At 69.7% G+C, this 21,023-nt stretch carries 20 protein-coding genes and 1 pseudogene; 12 read left to right on the top strand and 9 right to left on the bottom strand.

The window, feature by feature from the left end; translation table 11 throughout:
- Positions 1-216 precede the first annotated feature (216 nt).
- From KBX21_RS17835 to KBX21_RS17820, 4 genes are all read left to right on the top strand, one after another.
- The gene (locus tag KBX21_RS17835; RefSeq protein WP_049571310.1) at positions 217-588 is read left to right on the top strand and encodes a DUF6703 family protein; all 372 of its coding nucleotides are present in this window, start codon (positions 217-219) and stop codon (positions 586-588) included.
- A gap of 90 nt (positions 589-678) precedes the next feature.
- Positions 679-1,530, top strand: a complete 852-nt coding sequence (locus KBX21_RS17830) for a metal ABC transporter ATP-binding protein (RefSeq protein WP_210842574.1) — start codon at positions 679-681, stop codon at positions 1,528-1,530.
- Positions 1,523-2,425 (top strand): metal ABC transporter permease, encoded by a 903-nt coding sequence (locus KBX21_RS17825; RefSeq protein WP_049571316.1) that lies wholly within the window; start codon positions 1,523-1,525, stop codon positions 2,423-2,425. Before KBX21_RS17830 ends, KBX21_RS17825 begins: the two co-directional genes overlap by 8 nt.
- Positions 2,422-2,829: a Fur family transcriptional regulator gene (locus KBX21_RS17820; RefSeq protein ID WP_049571319.1), complete on the top strand. Its 408-nt coding sequence runs from the start codon at positions 2,422-2,424 to the stop codon at positions 2,827-2,829. Before KBX21_RS17825 ends, KBX21_RS17820 begins: the two co-directional genes overlap by 4 nt.
- Before the next feature lie 65 nt (positions 2,830-2,894).
- Here the strand turns inward: KBX21_RS17820 and KBX21_RS17815 are convergent, their stop codons facing one another.
- A complete protein-coding gene (locus KBX21_RS17815) occupies positions 2,895-4,136 on the bottom strand; it encodes an IS30 family transposase (RefSeq protein ID WP_210842573.1) in 1,242 nt (413 codons plus the stop codon).
- Positions 4,137-4,319: 183 nt separating this feature from the next.
- Between KBX21_RS17815 and sph the strand changes: the two genes are divergently transcribed.
- The 3 genes from sph (at position 4,320) to KBX21_RS17800 (ending at position 5,931) form a co-directional block, all read left to right on the top strand.
- Positions 4,320-5,285 (top strand): sphingomyelin phosphodiesterase, encoded by a 966-nt coding sequence (sph, locus tag KBX21_RS17810; RefSeq protein WP_210842572.1) that lies wholly within the window; start codon positions 4,320-4,322, stop codon positions 5,283-5,285.
- Between the two features lie 62 nt (positions 5,286-5,347).
- On the top strand, positions 5,348-5,575 hold the full coding sequence (locus KBX21_RS17805) for a hypothetical protein (RefSeq protein WP_049571329.1): 228 nt from the start codon (positions 5,348-5,350) through the stop codon (positions 5,573-5,575).
- On the top strand, positions 5,572-5,931 hold the full coding sequence (locus tag KBX21_RS17800) for a hypothetical protein (protein ID WP_210842571.1): 360 nt from the start codon (positions 5,572-5,574) through the stop codon (positions 5,929-5,931). The genes KBX21_RS17805 and KBX21_RS17800 overlap by 4 nt, the downstream gene beginning before the upstream one ends.
- A gap of 187 nt (positions 5,932-6,118) precedes the next feature.
- Here the strand turns inward: KBX21_RS17800 and KBX21_RS17795 are convergent, their stop codons facing one another.
- From KBX21_RS17795 to recO, 4 genes are all read right to left on the bottom strand, one after another.
- On the bottom strand, positions 6,119-6,955 hold the full coding sequence (locus KBX21_RS17795; RefSeq protein WP_049571335.1) for an SGNH/GDSL hydrolase family protein: 837 nt from the start codon (positions 6,953-6,955) through the stop codon (positions 6,119-6,121).
- Between the two features lie 118 nt (positions 6,956-7,073).
- Entirely contained in the window at positions 7,074-7,874 is an 801-nt protein-coding gene (locus KBX21_RS17790) for an SGNH/GDSL hydrolase family protein (RefSeq protein WP_210842570.1), read from the bottom strand.
- The gene (locus KBX21_RS17785; RefSeq protein ID WP_210842569.1) at positions 7,874-8,701 is read right to left on the bottom strand and encodes an isoprenyl transferase; all 828 of its coding nucleotides are present in this window, start codon (positions 8,699-8,701) and stop codon (positions 7,874-7,876) included. The genes KBX21_RS17790 and KBX21_RS17785 overlap by 1 nt, the downstream gene beginning before the upstream one ends.
- A complete protein-coding gene (gene recO / locus KBX21_RS17780) occupies positions 8,698-9,429 on the bottom strand; it encodes a DNA repair protein RecO (protein WP_049571341.1) in 732 nt (243 codons plus the stop codon). The genes KBX21_RS17785 and recO overlap by 4 nt, the downstream gene beginning before the upstream one ends.
- Positions 9,430-9,784: 355 nt before the next feature.
- Here recO and KBX21_RS17775 point away from each other — a divergent pair, with 355 nt between their 5' ends.
- Entirely contained in the window at positions 9,785-10,540 is a 756-nt protein-coding gene (locus KBX21_RS17775) for a CAP domain-containing protein (protein ID WP_053107280.1), read from the top strand.
- A gap of 284 nt (positions 10,541-10,824) precedes the next feature.
- On the opposite strand, the gene leuA is transcribed toward KBX21_RS17775, so the two are convergent.
- The 3 genes from leuA to KBX21_RS17760 form a co-directional block, all read right to left on the bottom strand.
- Positions 10,825-12,525 (bottom strand): 2-isopropylmalate synthase, encoded by a 1,701-nt coding sequence (gene leuA / locus KBX21_RS17770; RefSeq protein WP_049571348.1) that lies wholly within the window; start codon positions 12,523-12,525, stop codon positions 10,825-10,827.
- 445 nt (positions 12,526-12,970) lie between these two features.
- Positions 12,971-13,447, bottom strand: a complete 477-nt coding sequence (locus KBX21_RS17765; RefSeq protein WP_210842568.1) for an ATP-binding protein — start codon at positions 13,445-13,447, stop codon at positions 12,971-12,973.
- 11 nt (positions 13,448-13,458) lie between these two features.
- A complete protein-coding gene (locus KBX21_RS17760) occupies positions 13,459-14,589 on the bottom strand; it encodes a hypothetical protein (RefSeq protein WP_049571354.1) in 1,131 nt (376 codons plus the stop codon).
- 246 nt (positions 14,590-14,835) lie between these two features.
- On the opposite strand from KBX21_RS17760, the pseudogene KBX21_RS27230 reads away from it, so the two are divergent.
- The 4 genes and pseudogenes from KBX21_RS27230 to KBX21_RS17745 all read left to right on the top strand — a co-directional run.
- Positions 14,836-15,102 (top strand): annotated as a pseudogene (locus KBX21_RS27230) (helix-turn-helix domain-containing protein); the annotation flags it as partial.
- 141 nt (positions 15,103-15,243) lie between these two features.
- Positions 15,244-16,311: a hypothetical protein gene (locus KBX21_RS17755; protein ID WP_247665911.1), complete on the top strand. Its 1,068-nt coding sequence runs from the start codon at positions 15,244-15,246 to the stop codon at positions 16,309-16,311.
- A gap of 10 nt (positions 16,312-16,321) precedes the next feature.
- Positions 16,322-16,804 (top strand): hypothetical protein, encoded by a 483-nt coding sequence (locus KBX21_RS17750; protein ID WP_049571361.1) that lies wholly within the window; start codon positions 16,322-16,324, stop codon positions 16,802-16,804.
- Between the two features lie 844 nt (positions 16,805-17,648).
- Positions 17,649-18,911 (top strand): M14 family metallopeptidase, encoded by a 1,263-nt coding sequence (locus KBX21_RS17745; protein WP_307869229.1) that lies wholly within the window; start codon positions 17,649-17,651, stop codon positions 18,909-18,911.
- 329 nt (positions 18,912-19,240) lie between these two features.
- Here the strand turns inward: KBX21_RS17745 and gcl are convergent, their stop codons facing one another.
- Positions 19,241-20,956, bottom strand: coding sequence for a glyoxylate carboligase (gene gcl / locus KBX21_RS17740; protein WP_049574361.1), 1,716 nt, complete (start codon positions 20,954-20,956; stop codon positions 19,241-19,243).
- Positions 20,957-21,023: the final 67 nt, after the last annotated feature.

Below are 21,023 nucleotides of genomic sequence, written 5' to 3'. Positions count from 1 at the left end.
CCGTCTCGTGTCGAACCCGGAACAGTCGGGGTGCGGGTACGAGGGGAGATGCGCGGTGTTGCGCCGCGCCTGTGCCCGGCGCTGTGCCAGGGCCCTGCACTAGGGTCTGATCCAGGATTATCACAGGCCCAGAGACACGGTGCGCACACCGACCGCCCCCAAAGCGTCCGGTCGGGGTCGTGGGGGCCGGGACACAGTGAAGAGGAACAGGCGGCGATGGCCTCTCCCGAGCACGAGGACGAACAGCGACGACCCGCCCCCGGGCGCCCGCTTCCCCCGGGTGACTCCCTTTTCACCCCGGGCGCGGGGCGGTTGCGCCACGAGGTGGAGCGGCGCAGCGCGGTGCCCCTGGTGTGGCTGCACCAGAGGCCGGGTTGGCTGCCACCGGTGGTGTTGGGGGCGCTGTTCCTGGCGGGTCTGATGGCACCGGGGTGGTTGGGCGCTCCGTGTCTGCTGCTGGTGGCGGCGGCCTTCGGGTGGCTGGCCTTCCTGACCTGGCCCTCGCTCCACCGGCAGCAGCGGGTGCCGCGTGTCCTGATGATCGTGGTGGTGCTGGTCCTGGCGGTGGCGAGGATGCTGGGCTTCTGAGGGCCGGGGGCGTTCGGCTCCCGGGGCCGGGGGACGCTCGTCACTCTTGTCAGTTTTGACAATCATTTTCGTTTTCGTGATAATGAAGCAGTGTCTGCCCAGTTCACGGAGGACGGGGCCCCGGGCCCCGACACCCCGCACGCTTTCCAGGCCGTCGACGCGCACGCCGCCTACGACGGTGTCACCGTGCTCGACGGCGTGAGCCTCGACGTCCCCGTGGGTCAGACCATGGCCGTCCTCGGACCCAACGGTTCGGGCAAGTCCACCCTGATGCGCGCGATGCTCGGCATCGTGCCCCTCACTTCCGGGCGCATCCTTCTCCACGGGACGCCCCTGCGCCGGTTCCGGGACTGGAAGCGGATCGGCTACGTGCCCCAGAGGCTCACCGCCGGGGGCGCGGTGCCCGCCACCGTGCGCGAGATCGTCGCCTCAGGGCAGGTCGCCCGGCGCCGCCGACTCTCCCTGCCCACGCGGGCCGACCGCGCCGCCGTCGACGAGGCCCTGGCCGCCGTGGACCTGTCCGACCGTGCCGGGGACGCCGTGCGCGAACTCTCCGGCGGCCAGCAGCAGCGCGTGCTCATCGCCCGCGCCCTCGCCGGACGCCCGGACACCTTCGTGATGGACGAGCCCATGGCCGGGGTCGACGCGGAGAACCAGCGCGCCCTGGCCAGGGCGATCACCCACCTGCGCGACCGGGGCAGCACCGTGGTCCTGGTGCTGCACGAACTGGGTCCTCTGGAGGAGGTCATCGAACGCGCGGTCGTGCTGGAGCACGGCCGGGTCGTGCACGACGGCCCCGCCCCCGCCGCCACCGGCGAGTGCGCGCGTCCCGGACACGAGCACCAGCATCCGCACCCCGACCCCAACGATCCCGACCCCCGCTCCGCGCACACCACCGCGCCGACGGAGATGGTCCGCCTGGAGGTACCCCGCCGTGACTGAGCTGCTCCAGTACGAGTTCATGCGGCGCGCGCTGCTCGCCGCGGTGCTGGTCGGCCTGGTCACCCCGATCATCGGCACCTTCCTGGTCCAGCGCAGGTTGGCCCTGCTGGGCGACGGCATCGGACACATCGCCCTGACCGGTGTGGCGCTGGGCCTGCTCACGAGCACCTCCCCGGTGCTCACGGCCGCTGTCGTGGCCACCCTGGGCGCCATCCTCATGGAGCTGGTTCGGGTGCGCACGCGCACCAGTGGCGACGTGGCGCTCGCGCTGCTGTTCTACGGCGGCATCGCGGGGGGTGTCCTGCTCATCGGGATGACCCCGGGGGCGAGCAACGCCACCCTCACGTCGTTCCTGTTCGGTTCGGTGAGCACCGTGGGCGAGCAGGACATCTGGATCGTGGGCGTGCTCGCGGTGGGCGTGGTCGCGGTGCTGGCCGTGTTCGGCCGGGAGTTGTTCGTCCTGTGCCAGGACGAGGAGGTGGCCAGGGCCCACGGCCTCCCGGTCCGCTTCCTGAGCATCCTGCTGGCGGTGACCGCCGCGTTGACCGTGGTGATCGCGATGCGGGTGGTCGGCGTGCTGATGGTGAGCGCTCTGATGATCGTCCCGGTCGCCGCCGCACAGCAGCTGAGCCGCAGTTTCCGGGTGACGATGGGGTTGGCGGTGCTGATCGGCCTGGTCTCCTCGCTCGGCGGGCTGACCACGGCCTTCTACTCGGACCTCGCACCGGGGGCCACGATCGTGCTGCTGGCCCTGGCCGTCTTCTGCCTCGCCGTGTTGCTCGGCGGGGTCCTGCGCCGCGTGACCAAGCGGCGGACACCGGCACCCCTGCATCCCGTGACGGGGAGTCCGGCGGATACGATGCCCCAGACAGATCGGGGGAGGGTGACACCATGAGTACACGTCGCGAGGCCGTCCGTCAGGCACTGACCGAGTCCTCCGGTTTCCGCAGCGCGCAGGACCTGTACGCGGACCTGCGAGCCGACGGTTCCAAGATCGGCCTGACCACGGTGTACCGGGCTCTTCAGGCCCTGAGCGACTCCGGTGAGGTCGACGTCCTGCGCACCGACGACGGCGAGGCCGTCTACCGTGCGTGCGACACCGAGAGTCACCACCACCACCTGGTGTGCCGGACCTGCTCCACGGCCGTGGAGATCGAGGGTCCCACCGTGGAGCGGTGGGCCGCCGAGGTGGGGGCCAAACACGGCTTCACCGGGGTGACCCACACGGTCGAGGTGTTCGGCACCTGCGGCCCCTGCTCGCTGCGCCCGGCCCAACAGGGCAGCGCACAGCAGGTCTGACCGACGACTGCCGATGGCCCCGCACACGCGTGGGCGGATTCTAGGGGTCGTCGCAACACAGAAGGTCAGTTGCTCGTCTGAAGTAGCTTAGCCAGGCGCTCGGCTGGGGTATCCCAGCCGAGCGTTTTGCGTGGGCGTCCGTTCAGCTGCACAGCGACCGCCTCCAGGTGCTCACGCGAGTGCACCGACAGGTCGGTCCCCTTGGGAAAGTACTGCCTGAGCAGCCCGTTGGTGTTCTCGTTCGAACCCCGCTGCCAAGGGCTGGCCGGGTCACAGAAGTAGACCGGGATGTCGGTGGCCACGGTGAACTCGTGGTGGCGGCCCAGCTCCGAGCCCTGGTCCCAGGTCACCGAACGCACCAGATGGTGGGGCAGGGTCACCACCGTTGAGGTCAACGCTTCTTGGACCTGGTCGGCGCTGCGCCCCTGGCCCAGGTGCAGAAGCATCGTGTACCGGGTCGAGCGCTCCACCAGAGTGCCGATGGCCGAAGTGCCACCTGCTCCGATGATCAAGTCCCCTTCCCAGTGGCCGGGCACCGCCCGATCAGCGACCTCCGCCGGGCGTTCACTGATCATCACCATCGGATGAGCGAAGCGCTCCCGGCGTTGCTGGGCCTGGCGGCGGGGCTTTCGCCGGGCACGCCCCGAGCGCAGCGCGGCGGCCAACTCCCGGCGCAGCTCACCACGGCCTTGGACGTAGAGCGCTTGGTAGATCGTCTCGTGGCACACGTGCAGCTCCGGCCGCTCGGGGAAGTCCCGTTTGAGCCTACGGCTGATCTGTTCCGGGCTCCACTTGTCGTTGAGTAGCTCTTGGACCACAGCACGCAGCTCGGGGTTCAGGGCGAACGTGGAGGGTTTGGGCCTGGGCCTGCGGGCTTGGGAGCGGGCCTGGGCGGCGTGGGGGCGGTAGTGGGCTTTCCCGCGCGGGTCCACGGTGGCGTTGCGGCGTAGTTCCCGGCTGATCGTGGAAGGGGATCGGCCCATCTCGGCGGCGATGGCTCGCACACCCAGACCTTCACGGTCCAGGTCAGCGATCTGGAGACGCTCATCACCGGTCAGGTAGCGGCCGGGAGAGACGGGCTCAGCGGTGGGGCAGGCAGGGGGAAGGGACCGTTCCTGGCCGTCTTTGGTCCGGGTGGGACGGCCGAATCGCCAGCGGTGTCCCGTCTTGCGGTTCACGCCGACGATCCGGCACGCCTGTGTCGTACTTACTCCTTGAGCCACAAGGGCAAGATAGGCCGCCCGTTCAGCTTGGAGCTTCTTGGGTCCCTGCGGTGATCGGATCTGTCGGATCTCGAAGTCGTCCATCGCACCCCGTCAAGTGAGGTGTTGTAACGACCACTAGAACTCAAGGTGTGCGGGGCCATCGTCGTGTGTGGCCCCGGTTCACCCGGGCGGTTCCTCGCCGTTCTGGAGGGTGCACGCGGTCTCCACCCGGTGGTTACCGGCTGGTAGCCGTGTCGTGTCATGACTGGGCCAGGCTGTGCCCTCGTGTACAGACGAACCACGGCCGCGCTGCTGACCGCGCTGCTGATCTCCCCGCTCCTGTCCGCCTCCCCCGCCTCCGCGTCAGAGGACCGGACCGATCCCCGCGTCGTCACCCACAACGCCTTCCTCCTCCCCAGGGCCCTCCATCCCAACTGGGGCCAGGACATCCGCGCGGACCTGACCGTCCGGGACGGGCTCCTCTCCGGTCAGAACGTCGTGGTCCTCCAGGAGCTCTTCGACAACTCCGGCGCCGACCGCCTGCGCGCGGGTCTGGCCGAGGAGTACCCGCACGGCACTCCCGTCGTGGGCCGTTCCAGGTCCGGCTGGGACCACACCACCGGCTTCCGCGACGGGACCCTCACCAACGGCGGTGTCAGCGTGCACAGCGTCTGGCCGATCGTCCGGGCCGAACAGCACGTCTTCGCCCGCGCCTGCGGCGCCGACTGGTTCTCCAACAAGGGCTTCGCCTACGTCGAGCTGGACACCCCCGACGGCCGCCTGCACGTGGTGGGCACCCACATGCAGTCCGAGGACGGCGCGTGCGGTTCCGGCGAGGACGTGCGCGTACGCGAGGCCCAGATCGACCAGATCGTGGCGCTGCTGGACGCCAGGGGCATCCCCGACGACGAGCGGATCTACCTGGCCGGTGACCTGAACATCGCGGGTGGCGGCGCCGAGTGGGAGCGCGCCGTCGAGCGGCTGGACGCCGTGGCGCCCGACCACACGGGCGACGCGCCCTCCTGGGATCCCTCAAGCAACTCGATCGCCGCGCACGGCTACTCGGACTGGGACGCCCAGCAGCTGGACCACGTCCTGCCGATCCGCAACGGCGCCGCACCGCGTTCCTACGTCAACGAGACCCGTGCGGTGAAGAGCGAACCCTGGACGGTACGCTCCTGGGGCCGCTCGTACACCTACGACGACTACTCGGACCACTACCCGGTGTTCGGTTCCACCCCGCGCCCCTGACCCCCGGCGGGGAAGCACCCTCGACAGGCCCCGGCCCATGGGGGAATCTGGGAAGGAACGCGTTGGGCCACTGGACGAAGCACCCGAAGAAGGAGGGTGAGGAGGCGCTCCGGCGGATCGCGGAGCTCGGGTGGCGGGTCGAGGACCCGCCCACGTACTACACGATCAAGTGTCCCTGCGGATCCCACCAGCGACAGGTCCACCTGTCGCCCTCCAACCCCAACTACTGGACCCAGACCGTACGCTATGTGAGACGAGTGTGCCCGCCCGAGCAGCAGGAGGACGTGTGAGCGTGAGGACCGCCACCCAACTGTCCCTTCAGTTCCGGCTGGGCTCCGAACCGGCGAGCACTCCGGAGGTGGTCCACGCGCACGGCGAGTCCGTGATGCGGGAGCTGCTCGAACTGGAGCGGCACAACCCCGACTTCACCGACTCGACCGTGAGCACCGACGCCCTGGCGCGTACCGTCACCGTGGAGATCCTGGTCCTCGACGAGGGCGACCCCCCGCGGGTGCTGCGCCGGGCCCTGGACCTCGTCCGCACGGCGATCCACGCTGCGGGCGGCGCCACCCCGAACTGGCCGGTCGACGACCAGCCGAGCCGGGTCAACATGGCCACCGCCCAGGACCTGGTCACGGCCACCTGAGGTCTCGGCCCCCGAGTCCATGTGTGCGGAGGCCCCCACCGCGGGTCGCGGTGGGGGCCTCGTGTCGTCGGAGCCGCTCGGCCAGTCGTCCCACGGCACGCGGGGACTCGCGCGGCCACGACCGGACCTCTCGGTCACGGGTCACCGGGTCACCGGGGAGCGCGGACCGCGCGACCACCGGAACCCGTCAGCGGCCGTCCTGGGAGGGCTCGCAGCGTTCCAGTGTGGGGCGCTTGGCGTCGACACCGTCGCCCGAGGAGCGGCCGGTGAGGCGGCGGTGGATCCACGGCACCAGGAACTCGCGGGCCCAGTGCAGGTCCTCCTGCCGGGCGGTGCGCCAGTCACGGGCCTCGGGCGGCGGCCAGGCCTGGTTCCAGTCGGAGTCCACCGGGACGTCCAGGACCTCGCACACCCGCAGGGCCAGCCTGCGGTGTCCCTCTGAGGACAGGTGGAGGCGGTCCCAGTTCCAGGCGCGGGCGTCCGAGAGCACCTTCATGCTCCACACGTCGACGACGTCACAGCCGTACCTGTCGGCCACGGCGCGCATGTGCATGTTGTAGGTGGCGATCTTGCCGCGCAGATGGCGCATGACCGGCTGCCAGTTGGTGTCGAACCCGGTGAAGATGACCACCCGGGCGCCGGTGGCGCGCAGGTCGGCCACCATCGACTCGAAGATCGCCACGACCTGGTCCGGGTCACTGCCCGGACGGATGATGTCGTTGCCACCAGCGCACAGGGTGACGAGGTCGGGCTTCATCTCGACCGCGCGCGGCACCTGCTCGTCGCGGATCTGCGCGATGAGGCGTCCACGGATGGCGAGGTTGGCGTAGCGAACCTCGGGCACGTGGTGGGCCAGGTGTTCGGCCACACGGTCGGCCCAGCCGCGGTAGCGGCCGTTGGGCACGCTGCCGCTGTCCGGGTAGGGGTCGCTCATGCCCTCGGTGAAGCTGTCCCCGAGGGCGACGTAGGACAGGATGTCCTTGCTTTTCAGGTCACCGGGAGATCCGGTCGGCACACCGCTCATGGTGTTCGATGATGCAACTCGACGCCACGGTTACGCGACAGTAGGTTGTGGATTTCGCCTGTTTTGGGGCGGAACTCACACCATGCGCGGTGTGCCCGGAACGGTGTCGGAGGCGCGGTCAGCGGTCCTTGGTGAGCGGGGTGAGCACGGGACGCTTGGCGCTCACCGTGTCGCCCGAGGACTTCCCTGTGAGGCGGCGGCCGATCCACGGACCGAGGGAGTCCTTCACCCAGTTCAGGTCGTCCCGGCGCGCCTCGGTCCAGCTGACCGGTTCCGTCTCGGGCCACGGCTCGTCCCAGCGCTCACCGGTGGGCACCCCCAGGACCTCGGCCACGCGCAGCGCCAGGCGCCGGTGGCCCTGCGGGGACATGTGCAGTCGGTCCTCGTCCCAGGCGCGGGAGTCGGTGAGCACGTCCATGGACCACTGGTCGACCAGGAAGCAGTCGTGCTTGTCGGCGATCGCGCGCACGTTGAGGTAGTAGCGCGCGAACGGCCCGATGGTGCCGCGCATGTACCCCGTGGAGACGTTCACCCCGGTGAACAGCACCACCTGGCTGCCCTGGGCCCGCAGGCGGGCCACCGTGTGGTCGAGGATCCTCGCCAGGCGCTCGGGGTCACCGGCGGGGCGCAGCAGGTCGTTGCCGCCCGCGCACAGGGTGACCAGGTCCGGGGCCATCTCCAGGACGGGCGGGACCTGGTCCGTGATGATCTGGCGGATGAGCTTGCCTCGCACGGCCAGGTTGGCGTACTCGATCTCGCCCACGTGGTCGGCCAGGTGCTCGGCGAGCCGATCCGCCCAGCCCCGGAACACGCCGCTGCCGTCCGGATAGGGGTCACCCACGCCCTCGGTGAAGCTGTCACCGATGGACACGAGTGACATCCCCGGCCTGACCAGAGCCTCGTCGGTCCGTCCCACCATCACTTCTCCTCCTCGGACACCGGGTTGGGCACGGCGCCGCCGTACCGGCGGTCCCGGCTCGCGTAGATCTCACAGGCCCGCCACAGGTCGCGGCGGTCGAAGTCGGGCCAGAGCGTCTCCAGGAAGACGAACTCGGCGTAGGCGGACTGCCAGAGGAGGAAGTTGGACAGCCGCTGCTCACCGGAGGAGCGCACGAACAGGTCCACCGGGGGCACGTCCGGGGCGTACAGGTGCTGGGTGAGGGTGTCCTCGGTGATCTTCTCCGGGGAGATGCGCCCCTCTGCGGCCTGGCGGGCCAGCTCGCGGGCGGCGTCGACGATCTCGGCCTGACCGCCGTAGTTCACGCAGAACTGGAGGGTGAGCCGGGTGTTGTCCCGGGTCATCTCCTCGGCGTCCTTGAGTTCCTTGATGACGCTCTTCCAGAGCATGCCGGGGCGCCCGGCCCACTTGACGCGCACGCCGCGGGCGTGCAGCTCGTCGCGGCGGTTGCGGATGGTGTCGCGGTTGAAGCCGAGGAGGAAGCGCACCTCGTCGGGTGAGCGCTTCCAGTTCTCGGTGGAGAAGGCGTAGGCGGACAGGTTGGGGATGCCCATCTCCAGAGCGCCCTCGATCACGTCGAAGAGCGAGGACTCACCGGCCTTGTGCCCCTCCGTACGCGCCAGACCGCGTTCCTTCGCCCAACGGCCGTTGCCGTCCATGACCACGGCCACGTGGCGTGGCACGAGGTCGGCCGGGACCTGCGGGGGCCGGGCCCCGCTCGGGTGCGGGACGGGCGGCGTGTAGTCCGGCTCGCGCCGCCTACCGTTGTCGAAGCTGAACAGACTCAAGAACGCTCCACATGGCGCAGTGATCGGATTCCGTTTTCCAGGTGCCACTGTAGGTAGGCCGCGACCAGCCCGCTGCACTCGGAGCGCTGCTTGCCGTCGCTGGCGTCCGCGCTGTCCCAGTCGCCCCCGAGCAGGGCCGACATGAGCCGGAGCGTGTCGGGCGCGGGGTGCGTGGAACCGTGGGGACGGCACACCGAGCAGACCATACCTCCGGCGTGCACCGCGAACGCACGGTGCTCCCCCCTGCTCCCGCAGCGGGCGCACTCGGTGAGGGCGGGCGCGTACCCGGCCACCGCGAGGGAGCGCAGGAGGTAGGCGTCCAGCACCAGCCGGGAGTCGTGGCTCCCCTCCCCCAGGGTGCGCAGGGCACCGATGAGCAGGAGGAACTGGCGCAGGGCCGGGTCCTTCTCCACGGCGACGACCTTCTCGGCGGTCTCCAGCATGGCGGTGGCGGCGGTGTAGCGGGAGTAGTCGGTGACCACCGCGGCGCCGTAGGAGCGCACGGTCTCGGCCTGGGTGATGACGTCCAGGGTCCGGCCGGTGTGCAGCTGGAGGTCGACGTGGGTGCACGGTTCCAGCCGGGCGCCGAAGCGCGACCTGGTGCGGCGCACGCCCTTGCCGACGGCGCGGACCAGGCCGGTTCGCCGGGTCAGGAGGGTGACGATGCGGTCGGCCTCGCCCAGCTTCTGGTTGCGCAGGACGACGCCCTCGTCGCGGTAGAGACTCACCTCCCCATTGTCGCGGATGGTTCCGACCGCCCCGTGTCGGCCGACCCGTGTGGGGCGCCGCGCCCCATCCCCGGTTCGCCATGACGCGCACCACCCTGAGCTGGTTTATTACGGTTTGGATTCCCTTTTCTCGATATTTGCTCTACTCTCACGCGCTAGGGCCTGACGGTTTCGGTCCCGCCGCCCTCCCCCCGCGGCCAGGACGACCGTGACCGTAAACCCCACGCGGGTGCCCGATTCCCCATCCCGGTACGGAAGGCAGAGCGATATGGCGCGAGGTCGTCGAGGCAGGCGCAGGACAAGCGCTCGCGAACAGCGCTCAGACCGCGAGGCGCGACGCAGGAGGATCCCGGTCGTGGCCGCCGTGGTGGCGGTCCCGGTGGGGCTGACCCTCGCCGGGGCCCTGGTGCTCTCCGGGCTCGGTGACCAGCCGGACCCCGCGGACGGCACGACCGCCGCCGACGCGAGCGGCGAGATCGGGGGTTCGGTGAGCGACGACTCCAACGCTCCCGAGACGCACGCGGAGGACGACTTCTTCGCAGAGCCCACGGGCACCCCCGGCGACGCCGGGCCCCGGGGTGACGGAGGCCCGAGGTCCTCCACCGTCACCGCCTCGTCCTCCGCCGAGGAGGCCGAGGAGACCGGCTCCGACGAGGGCGGTCGCGAGGGCGGCGGCAGCGGTGGAGGCGGGGCCGGCAACGGCGGCAGTGGCGGCGGAGGGGGCGGCGGCAACCAGACGACCGGTGGCCCCCGGACCACGGCCGTGGTGACCCTGGTCAACGACGAGCGTGCGGCCAACGGCTGCGGACCGCTGCGTGTGGACGACAGGCTGGCCGCGGCCGCCCAGGAGCACAGCGAGGACATGGCCGCGCGCGACTACATGTCCCACGAGAACCCCGACGGTGAGGGCCCGGGCGACCGGGCGCAGCGGCACGGCTACGACGCCTGGGGAGCGGAGAACGTCGCCAAGGGCCAGACCAGCGCCGAGCAGGTCATGGACGCCTGGATGAACAGCCCGGGCCACCGGGCCAACATCCTCAACTGCGGCCTGGAGGTGATCGGGGTCGGCGAGTCCGGCAACGCGTGGACCCAGAAGTTCGGCTGGGAGTAGTCCCGCCGTCCCTCAGGTGACACGAGGGCGGGCCGCGTCCCCGATGGGGCGCGGCCCGTTCGCGTTGTTTCGGACGTGTCGTGGACTGGTGTCCGGTTGTCCCGTCCAGGGGCCGTCGGGCTAGCGGTCGGGGTTCGGTTCCGTGGGGCGCGGGCTCACGGATGGCGTGTGTATTCCCTCCGGCGGCACGGAACGGGGCCCGCGACGAGTGTCGCGGGCCCCGTTCCCCCAGTGCCGGGGGAAGTGTCGGGCGCCCTGTGCCGGGGGCGCCTGACGGTGGTGGATCAGGCGCGGCCGATGGCGCTGCACATGGCCTTCAGCGAGGCCGTCGTGATGCTGCTGTGGATACCGACGCCCCACACGGCCCTGCCGTCGATCTCGGCCTCCACATAGGCGGCGGCGCGGGCGTTGCCGTCCTCACCCATGGAGTGCTCGACGTAGTCGATGACCCGGACCTTGACGTCGACGTCGGCCAGCGCGTCACCGAACGCGGAGATGGGACCGTTGCCGGTGCCCTTCAGCTCGCGGATCTCACCGTTGACCCGGGCGTCGGCGTGGATCGAGTAGGTGCCGTCCTCGGCGGTGCTGGAGCGGTGCGCCAGGACCGCCACCGGGCCGGTCTCGGCCAGGTAGGTCTGCGAGAAGATGTCCCAGATCCGGTCGGCCGGGAACTCGCCGCCCTCGGCGTCCATGAACTGCTGGATGACCTGGGAGAACTCGATCTGCAGGCGGCGCGGCAGGTCCAGCGAGTGGTCGCGCTGCATGATGTAGGAGACGCCGCCCTTGCCGGACTGGCTGTTCACCCGGATGACCGCCTCGTAGTTGCGGCCCACGTCCTTGGGGTCGATGGGCAGGTACGGGACGTCCCACGGGTAGTCCTCGACCGACGTCCCGGCCTCCTCGGCGCGGGCGTTCAGGTCGGTGAAGCCCTTCTTGATGGCGTCCTGGTGGGAGCCGGAGAAGGCCGTGTACACCAGGTCACCGCCGTAGGGGTGGCGGGGCGCGACCGGCAGCTGGGTGCAGTGCTCGACCGTGCGGCGGACCTCGTCGATGTCGGAGAAGTCGATCTTCGGGTCGACGCCCTGGCTGAACAGGTTCATGCCCAGGGTCACCAGGCAGACGTTGCCGGTGCGCTCGCCGTGGCCGAACAGGCAGCCCTCGACGCGGTCGGCTCCGGCCATGACGGCCAGCTCGGCGGAGGCCACACCGGTGCCGCGGTCGTTGTGCGGGTGCACGGACAGGACCACGTGCTCGCGCCGGGTCAGGTTGCGGCTCATCCACTCGATCTGGTCGGCGTAGACGTTGGGGGTGGAGCGCTCGACCGTGGCGGGCAGGTTCAGGATGATCTCGCGGCCGGGGCCGGGCCGCCAGACGTCCATGACGGCCTCGCAGACCTCCAGGGCGAAGTCCAGCTCGGTGTCGATGAAGATCTCGGGCGAGTACTGGTAGCCGAAGTACTCGGTGTCGCCCAGGTACTTCTCGGCGAAGCGGACCACGTGGCGGGTGCCCTCGACCGCGATCTCCTTGCAGGCCTCGCGGTCGACACGGAAGACCACACGGCGGAAGGTGGGGGCGGTGGCGTTGTACAGGTGCACGGTGGAGCGCTTGGCGCCGACCAGGCTCTGCACGGTGCGCTCGATCAGGTCCTCGCGGGCCTGGGTCAGCACGGAGATCTGTACGTCGTCGGGGATCAGGTCGTCCTCGATCAGCGACCGGACGAAGTCGAAGTCGGTCTGGCTGGCGGAGGGGAAGCCGACCTCGATCTCCTTGTAGCCCATCTTGACCAGCAGCTGGAAGATCTCGTGCTTGCGGGTGGCGTCCATGGGCTCGATCAGCGCCTGGTTGCCGTCGCGCAGGTCGGTGGACAGCCAGCGCGGCGCCTCGGTGATGCTCTTGGCGGGCCAGGTGCGGTCGGGCAGGTCCACCGTCTGGAACGGCTGGTAGCGGTGGAACGGCATGGGGCTGGTCTTCTGCTGCGGCACCATAACGGTGTGGCTCCTCGGGAAAATGTGGCGCGTGATGTCGTGGTCGACAAGGCAAGCCGAAGTCCCGCGGCGAGGGGCCGACCTTCTAACGATCCCCGCCGCGGCCACTAAGAAGGAGGAGCTCGCGCAGCATAACGATCGTCACGCTAGCAGACGGTCAACGGATTCTGGTACCCAGCGTCCACATGATGGGACGCACCCTGCCTGAACTGGGACACGCCGACCGGTTTTTCAGCATTTCCACCGATCCTCGAAATCAGGTACCTCGACTTCAAGATACAGACGCGAGCAGCTACCCTGGAGGGGAACCCTTCAGTGCTAGGGGGGTCACACGGAGTCCGTCGGCGGGACCCAGGGTGCGGCCAACACCCGAGGCCCCGGCAGGCAGGTAAGCCCAGCCACCGCAGGGCCGGTACCGCCGACGGACATCCTCACAGCGTCGGCGTCAGTGGTCGTCGAGGTCGAACTCGACCCACATGAGATACGCCCACTCCTCCTCGGTGCCGATCCGTCTGCTTCCCCAACGGCTGGCGAAATGCGCGATGAGCGTGAGCCCGGTTCCCTCGGCCTGCTCCACACTTCCCCACACCGGGGGGACCCGTGCCACGTCGACGGACTCCCTCTCCCCCACGGAAAGGCGTAAGACACGCTGGGACGGGCCTCTGTCGCGCAGGGACAGACTTCGGAACACGACGACCCCCCGACCGGCCCAGGAGGCCCGGGTCAGGGCCCCGGTGAACATCTCGCTCAGGCAGAGTCGCAGGGCGTCCTCGGTCTCCTCCCCCACACCGGGAAGGCGGGACAGGTCCTGCACCAGGTCGTCACGGGCCACGCCGATACGGCGGGGGTCACCCGGATACCAACGGGACTTCCAGCGCCGCTCGGTGCAGGGTTCGTTCGGGTGGACGCGGGTTCGGTTCATGGCTTCACTCCTCAGGATGATGGGGAAACACTCAGGACCGACGACTCGTCATCGATCCACACGCTCTGCCAGTCGGGCGTCACCGTCAGACCGAACCGGTCCGGGGCCGGGCGACCGGCCTCCCGCCAGAGGCCGTGAGCCCGTTCGAGTTCGTCGGCCAGGAACCTGGGTCCCTTCTGTCGGACCTCGGACCTTCCGATCCTTGGTTCGGCCGGCGTGCGCAGGAGTGCCCAGGAACCCGTGGCCGGGTCCACGAGGCAGAGGGAGACGGAGTGGCCGGCTCCGTGGCGCACGGCCCAGCCCACCCCGGGGAGGAGGAGCCCCGCCGCGAACACGGCGGAGTCGTCGAGGAGATCGCCGCGGCCCAGTTCCGATCCGCGGACGGCGCGGTCCGCCTCGGGACGCAGACTCCGTGAGAGACGACGCCAGAGTGCGAGCCCACTCTGCTGGCCACCGCTCCCCCGCAACGGCGAGAACCGGCCCCGTGCCAGGCCGTCCCCACCCACGCGGAGGTCGGCCAGTGCCAGCTGACGGGACGCGTCCCCCCAGGGCACGAGAACCCGTCCGCCGGGCTGGCACCGGCGTATCCAGCCGTAGGGAACCCGGTCGACCGGAGCGAAGCTCAGCACCCGGTCGCAGGGGCCCTGCTCCGGCCACCCCTCCGTCTTGTCGACGCTGACCACCCGCGGTTCGAGGCCGGCGGAGGCCAGACGGACACGGACGTGTTCGGATCGCGCGAAACCGGATTCCACTGTGGTGACGCTGTCGTCGCCCAGCCGCATCGTGAGGAGTCCGGCGCAGTAGCCGCTTCCGGAGCCGATCTCCAGGACCTGCATCCCCGGCGTGGCCCGGGAGGCGTCCAGGACCTCGGCCGCCAGCGAGGGGGAGCACACCGAGACACGGACCCGCCGCGTCAGTTCCTCCCCCGGCCCCGGCGGTTCCAGGATCTGGGAGTCGGCGTAGGCCCCACGAAGCCAGCCGTCCTCGTCCTCGTACCGGTCGAGCCGTACTCCCTCGGAGTCCTCGAACCGTTCGGGAACGAAGAGGTGACGTGGCACCGACTCGAACGAGGACCGCCACTCGATCGGTAACCGGCCCCGCGTCAGGAGCCGCCCGACGAGGTCCTTCCGGTGGGAGGTCACGGACGCCTCCCGTTCACCAGCCCTGACACGTGGAGGGCCGTTTCTCGCGAGGGGCTGTTGCGCTGACGCGTTCGACGCCGTGTCTCGGTTTTCAAGGTGGACGGACTCCATCCGCCGCGATCCGGACCCAATCAGGGTCTTGAGTCCATTACACGGCCGTTCGTTCTGGGTAAGGATGAACAGGGACATGGGAACCCGATCACCCTTCCTCGCGGAATCCCGAACGGATATACACCGGTGGTATGAATGCCAAAACACCTGGCCCACGCGCCACTGAGGCCACCACTTCCTTTCTGGAGCCGCCTGGACGTCCGCCGCTCCCTCACGGAACGGGACGCGGGGAGGCTCTTCGGCCTTCTTCGGCAACACACCGGTGCGAGCCAACAGGTCATCGGGTCCGCCGTGGACATGGCGCAGCCCCACGTGAGCGCGATCATGTCCGGGCGCAGATCCGTCACCGCGCTCAACACGTGGCTGCGTGTGGCGGACGGCCTGGAGATGCCCACCCAGGCCAGACGCGCCCTCGGACTCGCCGATGGCCCGGAAAAGCATGATCATGTGGATCCTGGGACAGAACTGTCTCTACAGCATGGCGAATTTTCTCCCTCCACCACAACGGCGGGGGACATCGCCGAGATCACGTTGAGGGACCTCATGAAACGCAGAGACGCTTTCGCGGTCGGCGGAGGATTGATCGCTGGCGCCGCCCTGACGGAGCTGGTCGAACACTGGTTGGCGCCGCGCGCCGCAGGGCTGGTGAACGGAAGGAATTCGATCGGGGAACTGGAACTCGAAAGGATCGAGGCGGCCACGGTCTGTCTGAGGCACTGGAGCGAGCGGTGGCGGATGGGGACTCGGAGAAAGGCGGTGATCGGCCAGCTCTCGGAGGTCTCCGAACTCGTGGAGAACCCGCAGGGGGCCAAGGTCCAGTCGAGGCTCTTCGCCGTCATGGCCGAGCTCGCCAAGATCGTGGCGTCGATGTCCTTCGACTCGGGGGACCACGCCACCGCGCAGCGCTACTACGGAATCTCGCTCAGGGCCCTGCAACAGGCCGGGCCCGAGCACCGGGCCTACGGCATCGGCGTCCTGGCCGACATGGCACGCCAGATGCTCGACCTGCACCGCCCCGAGGACGCGCTCGACATCATCCGGCTGGCCCTGGACAAGTCCGACTCCCTCGGACTGCCGCCCGTCGCCCGGTCCCTGTTACGCACGCGGGAGGCGTGGTCGTACGCGCACATGGGCCGGGCCGAGGCCTTCCGCCGCTCCGTCCACCAGGCCGAGGACCTGATCGAACAGGGAGGGGACCACCTGCCCTTGTGGGCGAGGAGCTTCGACCACGCCGAACTCTCGGGGGTGGTCGGCGCCCGTTACCGGGACCTGGGCCGTCGTCAACGCGAACCCGCGGAGAGGCGACGCTACGCGGAGCTGTCGGCGGAGTACATCCTGCGGGCCCTGGAGACACGACCCGAGGGCCAGGAGAAGGGGCGCGCGTTCGACCACGTGGGGCTGGGCCGGACCTATCTCGTTCTCGGCGATCCCACCGCCTCCGCGGCGTCCGTTCGCAGCGTGCTGCGATCCCGCTCCGCCATCGGGTCGGGACGCGTGCGCAGGAGGCTCGAGGACTGGCACACCGAAGCCGCCGCCATGCACCGGGACCCGGACGTGGCGCAGCTCCGCGAGGAGCTCTCCTTTACCCTGCTTCCACTGCCCCGTACGTGAAAGGGATGCTGTGACACGGATAGGTATCACCGGACATTCGAACCTGACAGGGAACAGCGCCCAGGTGGTCAGGGGGGCTCTGGCCGACGCGCTCGCCCCGTACAGGGACGCGGACCTGGTCGGGATCTCCTGCCTGGCACGCGGCGCGGACCAGCTCTTCGCCTCGGCCGTCCTGGAGGTGGGAGGTCGCGTCGAGGTCGTTCTGCCGTCGGCCGACTACCGTGAGAACAAGGTCAAGCCGCACGAGCGGGACTCCTTCGACGAGCTGCTCATCCGCGCCGACTCGGTCCGCTACATGCCGCACCGCAGTGCGGGCCGGGCGGCGTACGAAGCCGCGAACCAGACCCTGATCTCCCAGGCGGACCGGCTCTTCGCCGTGTGGGACGGCCAACCAGCCGACGGCCACGGCGGAACCGGGGACGCTGTGGAGACCGCCCGTCTGCGGGGTCTTCCGGTCGAGGTCATCTGGCCGGACGGCGTGCGACGCGGCTGAGGACCACGTGCAGGGCTCACCCCTCATCCCTCCCCTACGGACTTACCGAGGAGTCTCCGACGCGGACACCGAGAACTCTGTTCCGCCTGACCACGCCTTTGACGGGCGTGGCGGCGATCGAGCCGTGGGAGTTCCCACGGCCTCACCCACAACCTAGCCCCCGACCTCCGCCCGTGTCCGCGTTTTCCCGAAACTCTCCGGGCAGGCCCGAACTGTTCGCACGGGTCGCGAAGCCCCGGGGACCGGGACCCCCACCCCGCCCTCCGCCCGCCAGCCCACGGAAGGGGCCGACACCGTCGTCGCCGCCCCCACCGAACCCGGCCTCAGCTCGGAGGTGACGGAGCGGTTCGGGGGCGGTTTCACACCGGGCCAGGGGCGACCGGCCCCGGACCCGCCACCACGCCGTCCTGGACCCGGACGCCGAGGGCGGGGCCGCCTGGGACATCCGGCGGCACAGCGGCGCATGTACACCAGCGCGGCGGACGCCCCCTCCACCGTCCGACCAAGGCTCCGATCCGGGCACGGACCCCCCTTCTCCCGTCGGGACGGACCTCTCTCCTCACACCACCCGCAAACGCGTCCCGTGGCCCGTCCGCCACGGGACGTTTCACGTTCACTCCTCTCTCACCCCCACCGCTGGGGAACGGAGTCCCGCCGTGGCCACATCCGGACACGGAGAGCGAGGGTCTCGTGACAGAAAAAGCGGGCTTCACGTGGCAAGGACGCCAAACCAGACAATGGGGCACCCCTGCGCCTCGAAGCCACCCACATTGACAGTTCACGGCGCCCCGATCTCCAATATCGCCAGATATCCGAAGCCTCACCCCCGCTCAACGGAGGCATCGTGTCCCTCACCCCCGTCCGAAGAACCCTGGTCCCGGTGGCGGCGAGCGCCCTCCTGCTCGGCCTGCTAGCCCCTGGCGGAGCGACCGCCGAACCCTCCTACGACCTGTACGAGATCACCGGCGTGAGCACCGCCGAGGAGCGCTCGCGGATCGCCGCGTCCGGAGTGGCCATCGACCACGTGGGCGAGGACTCCGTCCTGGTCACCGGTTCGGTGCACGACATGGCCGAGCTGGACGACCTCGGCTACGCCGCCGAGCCCTACGCGATCCCAGAGACCCTCGCCAACCCCGACCCGGGCTACACGACCTATCCCGAGCTGTTGGAGATCGTCGACGAGCTGGTCGCGGCCAACCCCGACATCGCCGCCAAGGAGGTGTACGGACGGTCCCACGAGGGCCAGGACCTCGTCGCGGTGAAGATCAGTGACAACGTGTCCGTGGACGAGGACCAGCCCGAGGTGCTGTTCACCCACTCCCAGCACGCGCGAGAGCACCTGACCGTGGAGATGGCGATCCACCTGATGCGCCTGTTCACGGACGGCTACGGCGAGGACGAGCGCGTCACCGGGCTGGTGGACAGCCGGGAGATCTGGATCCTGCCGAACGTCAACCCGGACGGCAGCGAGTACGACATGGCGGGCGACACCTGGCGGGACTGGCGCAAGAACCGTCAGCCCGACGAGGGTTCGTCGTCGATCGGCACGGACCTGAACCGCAACTGGGCGTACAACTGGGGCTGTTGCAACGGCTCCTCCGGCGACCCGAGCAGCATCACCTACCGGGGCGACTCGGCCGAGTCGGCCCCCGAGGTCCGGGCCGTCGCCGACTTCGTCCGGAGCCGCGTGGTGGACGGCGAACAGCAGATCACCAGCGCGATCGACTTCCACACCTACAGCGAGCTGATCCTGTGGCCGTACGGGTACACCTACGACGAGGTCACCGACGGCATGAACCGCGAGGAGTACGACACCCACCGTGCCCTGGGTGAGTACATGGCCGAGGCCAACGGTTACACGCCCCAGCAGTCCAGCGACCTCTACGTCACGGACGGCTCCATCAACGACTGGCTCTGGGCCGACCAGTCAATCGTCAACTACACCTATGAGATGTACCCGAAGTCGGCCGGGGACGGCGGCTTCTACCCGCCCTCGTCGGTGATCGAACGCGAGACCGCCCGCAACGAGGAGGCCGTGCTGCGCCTGCTCGACTACGCGGACTGCCCGTACCGCATCATCGGTGAGGAGGAGGCCTACTGCTCCTGACCCACAGGGTCACACCCGCGTAGGCCCGACAGAACGCCCCCTTGCACGTGCCGAGATAAGGTCCGCACGTGTGAGGGGGTTCCGTCGTTCATGGGAGCGCGCGCGTCGGGGCACGCCACCGCCCGGGGCTCGGAGAGGTCCTCCCGGAGCCCGGACGCGAGGAAACCGGGGGGTGGCGCTGAGCCAGCGAAGAACGTCACCACCCCCCGGGGCTGGTGCGGGCCCCCTCCTGCCGGTCGCGGAGGGGGCCCGTGCCACGGGGTCGGGGTGCAGGTCCGACCCCGTGGCGGTCTGTGGGCTCCGGGCGCCGGGGCGCCCGGGCCTCGGAGCTACTCGCCGGGCAGCGGCTCGAACTCCTTGACGGCGTTGATCGCGGGGCCGTGCGGGGTGTTGGCCTCGCGCTCGATCATGATCTCCACGAGCACCGGGCGCGAGGTGGACTGGGCCTGCTTGCGGGCCCACTCCAGGGACTCCCGGATCTCCCCCGGCTCCCAGACGCGGCGGCCCGAGCAGCCGTAGGCCTCCATCAGCTTGACGCTGTCGGTGCCGTACTCGTCGTAGTGGATGTCCACCTGGTAGTTCATGTCGAACGGGATCGACGCCTGGCGGATCAGGCCCAGGTACTCGTTGTTGAGCATGATGATCACGTACGGCACGTTGTACTGCGCCGCGACCGCGAGTTCCTCGACCATGTACTGGAAGCCGTAGTCACCGACGATGCCGACCACCTCGGCGTCCGGCTCGGTGTTCTTGAGGGCCTTCTTGACGCCGATGGCCGCAGGGATCTCCCAGCCGAGCGGGCCCGCCTGGCCGCAGATCTGGTAGTGGCGCGGCTTGTAGGCCTTCTGGTGCTGGCCGCCCCAGATCTGGTAGAGGCCGATGGCGGTGACGAAGTAGGTGTCCTCGTCGAAGACCTCGTTGATCTCCTTGTAGACGCGGGGCGCCTTCACGGGGACGGTGTCGAAGTCCTCGCGGCGGATCAGGGTCGACTTGAGTTCGTTGATCCGTTCGATCCACGCACCCACCCTGGCCTTGGCGTCGCGGCGCTTGGCGGCGGCCAGCAGTTCCTGGAGGAACAGTCCGGCGTCGGAGACCACGCCGAGGTCGGGCTCGAAGACCCGGCCGATCTGGGTGGCCTCGATGTCCACGTGGATGAACCTGCGCTCGCCCCGGTAGACGTCGATCTGGCCGGTGTGGCGGTCGGCGAAGCGCGCGCCCACGGCCAGGACCAGGTCCGACTCCAGGAAGGAGGCGTTCCCGTAGCGCTGGGAGGTCTGCACGCCGGTCATGCCGGAGTACAGGGGCGAGTCCTCGTCGAAGGAGCCCTTGCCCATGAGGGTGACCTGGACCGGGACCTGGAGGTGTTCGGCCAGCGCGCGCAGGTCGTCGGAGGCCTCGGCCAGGATCACGCCGCCACCGGCGAGGATAAGCGGGCGCTCGGCCTCCAGCAGCAGGTCCAGGGCCCTCTCCACCCGGGGCGGGTGCGGCTCGACCGTGTTGATCTTGAGAGCGGCGTCCAGCTCGGGGTCGTACTCGATGAGCTGCTGGGCGACGTCCACCGGGATGTCGACCAGCACGGGTCCGGGGCGGCCCTCCTGGGCGATCCGGAAGGCCTCCCGGAAGATCCACGGGGCGGTGGCCGCCTCCTTGATCTGGACGGCCCACTTGGTGACGGGCTTGGCGATCTCGACGATGTCGACCGCTTGGAAGCCCTCCTTGTCCAGCAGGTCGGTGCGCTGCTGGCCGGTGATGCACACGATCGGGACCGAGTCCGCGATGGCGGTGTACAGGCCGGTGATCATGTTGGTCCCGGCGGGCCCGGAGGTGCCGATGGCCACGCCGACCCTGCCGGTCGTGCGCGACCAACCGTCGGCCATGTGGGTGGCGCCCTCCTCGTGGCGGACGGTCAGGTGCTCGATGCCGCCCACCTCCTCCATCGCCTTGTAGAGGGGGAGGATCGCCGCGCCGGGGCAGCCGAAGGCGGTGTCGACGCCCTCGTCCTTGAGAACCTCCACGACGGCGTTCATCGCGGGCATTTTCGCCATGGGAGCGAACCCTTCAGTGCTGGGGTGGCTGGTGTGCCGGGGACGTCCTTGGTGCGTGGACGCCCCG

Origin of the sequence: Nocardiopsis sp. B62, from assembly GCF_018070675.1 — a bacterium.
Taxonomy (GTDB): domain Bacteria; phylum Actinomycetota; class Actinomycetes; order Streptosporangiales; family Streptosporangiaceae; genus Nocardiopsis; species Nocardiopsis prasina.
Note: the sequence above shows the minus strand (reverse complement) of the source record. Positions and strands in the feature narration are given on the sequence as shown.